Source organism: Citreimonas sp. (genome assembly GCF_042096055.1).
Classification (GTDB): domain Bacteria; phylum Pseudomonadota; class Alphaproteobacteria; order Rhodobacterales; family Rhodobacteraceae; genus Citreimonas.
Window position 1 is genome coordinate 69,870 of record NZ_JBELMH010000006.1, and the last position, 3,896, is coordinate 73,765.

Genomic DNA, 3,896 nt, shown 5'->3' on the forward strand with positions numbered 1-3,896 from the left:
AGGCCGGGGCCGCCGGCGACCAGGCGCGCGCCCTCGTCGATGCCCTTCTGGATCAGGTCCTGGATCTTGTCCCACTGGACCTTGTTCACCACGGGGCCGATATGCGGGCCTTCCTTGGACGCCGGGCCGACCTCGATCGACTTGGCGACGCTCGCGGCCTCTTCCACGGCGCGGTCGTAGACGGACGCTTCGACCAGCATGCGCGAGGGCGCGTTGCAGGACTGGCCGCTGTTCTCCATCATCTCGGTGACGCTCCACTTCACGGCGTCGTCGCGGGCATCGGCGAAGACGAGGTTCGCGCCCTTGCCGCCCAGTTCGAGATGCACGCGCTTGAGCGTGTCGGCCGCGGCCTTCGAGATCAGCTTGCCCGCGCGGGTCGAGCCGGTGAAGCTGACCATGTCCACGTCGGGGTGCGAGGACAGCTGCGAGCCCACGCCCGCGCCGTCGCCGTTCACCAGGTTGAACACGCCCTTGGGCAAGCCCGCCTCGTGCATGATCTCGGCGAAGATGATCGCGTTGAGCGGCGATTCCTCGGACGGTTTCAACACCATCGTGTTGCCCGCCACCAGCGCCGCGCCGACCTTCAGCGTGATCTGGTTCATCGGCCAGTTCCACGGCGTGATCATCGCGCAGACGCCCACCGCCTCGTGGATGATGCGGGTGGACTGGAATTTCTCGGAAAGCGGCGCCTCCCAAGGGAATTCCTTTGCCGCGCGGATGAAGCCCTTGAGGTGTGCGACGCCGGCGCCGACCTGGGACGCGCGCGACAGGTCGATCGGCGCGCCCATCTCGAGGCTCATCGCCTGGGCCAGATCCTCGGCGCGGGTCTTGTAGACCTCGAAGACGCGTTCCAGCGCGGCGATGCGCTGCTCGACCGGGGTGGCCATCCAGCCCGGCAGCGCGGCCTTGGCGGCGGCGACGGCGGCGTCGGTGTCGGCCTGCCCGCCGAGGCTGATCGTGGCGCAGACGTCTTCGGTCGAGGGGTCGATGACCGCATGGTCGCGGCCGTCCTTCGGATCGACCCATTGGCCGTCGATATAGAATTGCTTGCGCTCTTGCATGATGTACCCTCCTTGCTGCCGGCGCGGGGGCCGGGACGTTGGCCGATACTGTGTCACCGCGCCCATGCGCCCGCAAGGCGGGGTTTACAACGCGTTTCCGGAACGTATCTGAACAGGGAAAGCGGCGCGATCCGCCGCCATCCGAAGAGAGGACAAGGACATGGCGCTTCGTATCAACGACACGATCCCGGACATGTCGGTCAAGACCGACCAGGGCGAATTCAACCTTCACGACTGGATCGGCGACAGCTGGGCGATCCTGTTTTCGCACCCCAAGGACTTCACCCCGGTCTGCACGACCGAGTTCGGCGCGGTGGCGCGGCTGTCGGACGAATGGAAGAAGCGCGGCACCAAGGTGCTGGGCATCTCGGTCGACGGGGTCGAGGACCACAAGAAGTGGAAAGCCGACATCGAGAAGGCCGGCGGCGCGGCCCCGGATTTCCCGATCGTCGCCGATGACGGGCTCGAGATGGCCAAGGCCTTCGACATGCTGCCGGCGGAATACGTGCTGCCCGACGGGCGCACGCCGGCGGATTCGGCCACCGTGCGCGTCGTGTTCATCGTCGGGCCCGACAAGAAGCTGAAGCTGTCGATGACCTACCCGATGACCGTGGGCCGCAACTTCGGCGAGGTGCTGCGCGCGCTCGACGCCCTGCAGACCACCAGCCGCGAGGGCGTCGCGACGCCCGCTGACTGGACCGTCGGGCAGGACGTGATCGTGCCCGTGGCGGTCAGCGACGAGGACGCGATCGCCAAGTACGGCAAGATCGACACCGTGCTGCCTTACCTGCGGACGGCCAAGCTGCCGGCCTGAGCGGGCTTCACCGGAATGGTGTGGATGGGCGCCTTTCGGGGCGCCCGTTTCCTTTTCGAGGGTAGAGGGGGCTCTGCCCCCGCCGCCTGACGGCGGCTCCCCCGGGATATTGGGCGACCAAAGAAGCGGTCAGCCCTCGCCCAGTTTCGGCGCGGGACGGTCGAGCACTAGATCCGCGTCGGAAAAGCGAAAGGGCGCGCGCACGCCAGGCACGCCCTGAGGCGCGATGCGCAGGCCGCGCGCCGCGACCTGCGGGTCAGCGAAGACCTCGGCCATGTCGTTGATCGGGCCGGCGGGAATGCCCTGAACCTCGCAGCCGTGCAGCAGGTCGGCCTTGGTGCGTTTGCGCGTTTCGGCCATCAGCCGGGCGATCATCGCCTCGCGGTTGGCGACGCGCTCGGCGTTGCGCAGGTAGGCCGGGTCCTCGGCCATGTCGTCGAGGCCCAGCAGGCGGCAGAGCCGCTGGTACTGCGCGTCGTTGCCGGTCGCGATGATGATGTGGCCGTCGGCGCAGTCGAACACCTGGTAGGGTGTCAGGTTCGGGTGGTAGTTGCCCGTGCGCCCCGGCGGCGTGCCGGTGCTGAGATAGTTCAGCGCCTGGTTCGCGGTGGCCGACACCGCGCAGTCGAGCAGGCTCATGTCGATGTGCTGGCCGCGCCCGGTGCGGTGCCGCTGGTGCAGCGCCGCGAGGATGCCCGAGACGGAATAGAGCCCGGTGAAGAGGTCGGTAACCGCGACGCCGGCGCGCTGCGGCTGGCCGTCGGGTTCGCCGGTGATCGACATGAGGCCCGACATGCCCTGGATGATATAGTCGTAGCCCGCGCGGTGCGCGTAGGGACCGTCCTGCCCGAAGCCGGTGATCGAGCAGTAGATCAGGCCCGGGTTGACCTCTGACGCGCCGGCGTAATCGAGGCCGTACTTCTTCAGGCCGCCGACCTTGAAGTTCTCGATCAGGATGTCGGCATCCGCGATCAGCTCGCGCATGCGCTCTTGGCCTTCAGCACTGGCCAAGTCGACCACTTCCGACCGCTTGCCGCGGTTGCAGGAATGGAAATACGAGGCCGACCGGTCGCCGTCCCGCTCGATGAACGGCGGGCCCCAGGCGCGTGTGTCGTCGCCTTGCGGACTTTCGATCTTGAGGACGTCGGCACCGAGGTCGGCCAGTGTCTGACCGGCCCAGGGGCCGGCCAGGATCCGCGCGAGCTCGATCACCCGGACCCCTTCGAGGGGTCCGCGCGGCGCCGAGCTCATTCGCCCAGACGCTCGTCCAGGATGTCCGAGAACTCGGCGTAGCTCATGTTCGAGTAGGTCTCGCCGTCGATCACGAAGGTGGGTGTGGCGCGCACGTTATGTTCCTCGGCGTTGGCCTGGTACCATTCAACCAGCCCGCGCAGCTGTCCCGCGTCGGTCAGGCAGCTTTCCAGCTGCTCGTTGTCGAGGCCGGCCATACGGCCGATCTTGCGCAGCTCGTCGGCGATGGCGGCATCCGACCCGGCGCGCGACCACGACCCCTGCGTGTCGTAGATCATGTCGGTGATGCCGAAGAACCGCTCCTCGCCGCCGCAGCGGGCGACCAAGCTGGCCCACATGCCGTACTTGTCGAAGTAGACCTCGCGGTAGGTGAAGCGGACCTTGCCGGTGTCGATGTAGTCCTCCTTCATCTGCGGGAAGACGTCCTCGTGGAAGGCGGCGCAATGCGGGCAGGTATACGAAGCGTATTCGATCACCTCGACCGGCGCGTCCTCGGCGCCGAGGGTCATCTCGGTGATCTCGGCGGTCTCGCTCGCGGTCTCGGTGTCCGTCGCCTCCTGGGCCGAGGCGGCGCCGGGCAGCGCGATCGTCGCATCGGGGGCTGTGCCCTGTCCGGCGACCCACCAGCCGCCGCCGACGATTGCCGCGGCGAGCGCCACTGCGGAGATTTTCGTGTTCATGCCTCGTCTCACTTTCCTGCCTGCGGGCGCCGGGCGCCCTGTTTGCGGTCGGGCGCAGAGGCCCGGGTGCGGGTTGCGGCGCGCATTGGC

At 67.9% G+C, this 3,896-nt stretch carries 4 protein-coding genes; 1 reads left to right on the forward strand and 3 read right to left on the reverse strand.

The features are described 5' to 3' along the window. On the reverse strand, positions 1–1,061 hold a 1,061-nt coding region (locus tag ACFDTC_RS03155; protein WP_375257413.1), incomplete at its 3' end, for an aldehyde dehydrogenase family protein. A 160-nt stretch (positions 1,062–1,221) separates the two neighbouring features. On the opposite strand from ACFDTC_RS03155, the gene ACFDTC_RS03160 reads away from it, so the two are divergent. Next, positions 1,222–1,875, forward strand: coding sequence for a peroxiredoxin (locus ACFDTC_RS03160; protein ID WP_375257414.1), 654 nt, complete (start codon positions 1,222–1,224; stop codon positions 1,873–1,875). 129 nt (positions 1,876–2,004) lie between these two features. Here ACFDTC_RS03160 and ACFDTC_RS03165 read toward each other — a convergent pair whose 3' ends face one another. Continuing rightward, positions 2,005–3,126 (reverse strand): CaiB/BaiF CoA transferase family protein, encoded by a 1,122-nt coding sequence (locus ACFDTC_RS03165; RefSeq protein WP_375257415.1) that lies wholly within the window; start codon positions 3,124–3,126, stop codon positions 2,005–2,007. Further along, positions 3,123–3,806, reverse strand: coding sequence for a DsbA family protein (locus tag ACFDTC_RS03170; RefSeq protein WP_375257416.1), 684 nt, complete (start codon positions 3,804–3,806; stop codon positions 3,123–3,125). The genes ACFDTC_RS03165 and ACFDTC_RS03170 overlap by 4 nt, the downstream gene beginning before the upstream one ends. Positions 3,807–3,896 lie beyond the last annotated feature (90 nt).

What these genes read in the sequence shown, in the direction of transcription:
- ACFDTC_RS03160 (WP_375257414.1), top strand. Translation starts at nt 1,222, where the DNA reads ATGGCGCTTCGTATCAACGACACGATCCCGGACATGTCGGTCAAGACC.
- ACFDTC_RS03165 (WP_375257415.1), bottom strand. Translation starts at nt 3,126, where the DNA reads ATGAGCTCGGCGCCGCGCGGACCCCTCGAAGGGGTCCGGGTGATCGAG.
- ACFDTC_RS03170 (WP_375257416.1), bottom strand. Translation starts at nt 3,806, where the DNA reads ATGAACACGAAAATCTCCGCAGTGGCGCTCGCCGCGGCAATCGTCGGC.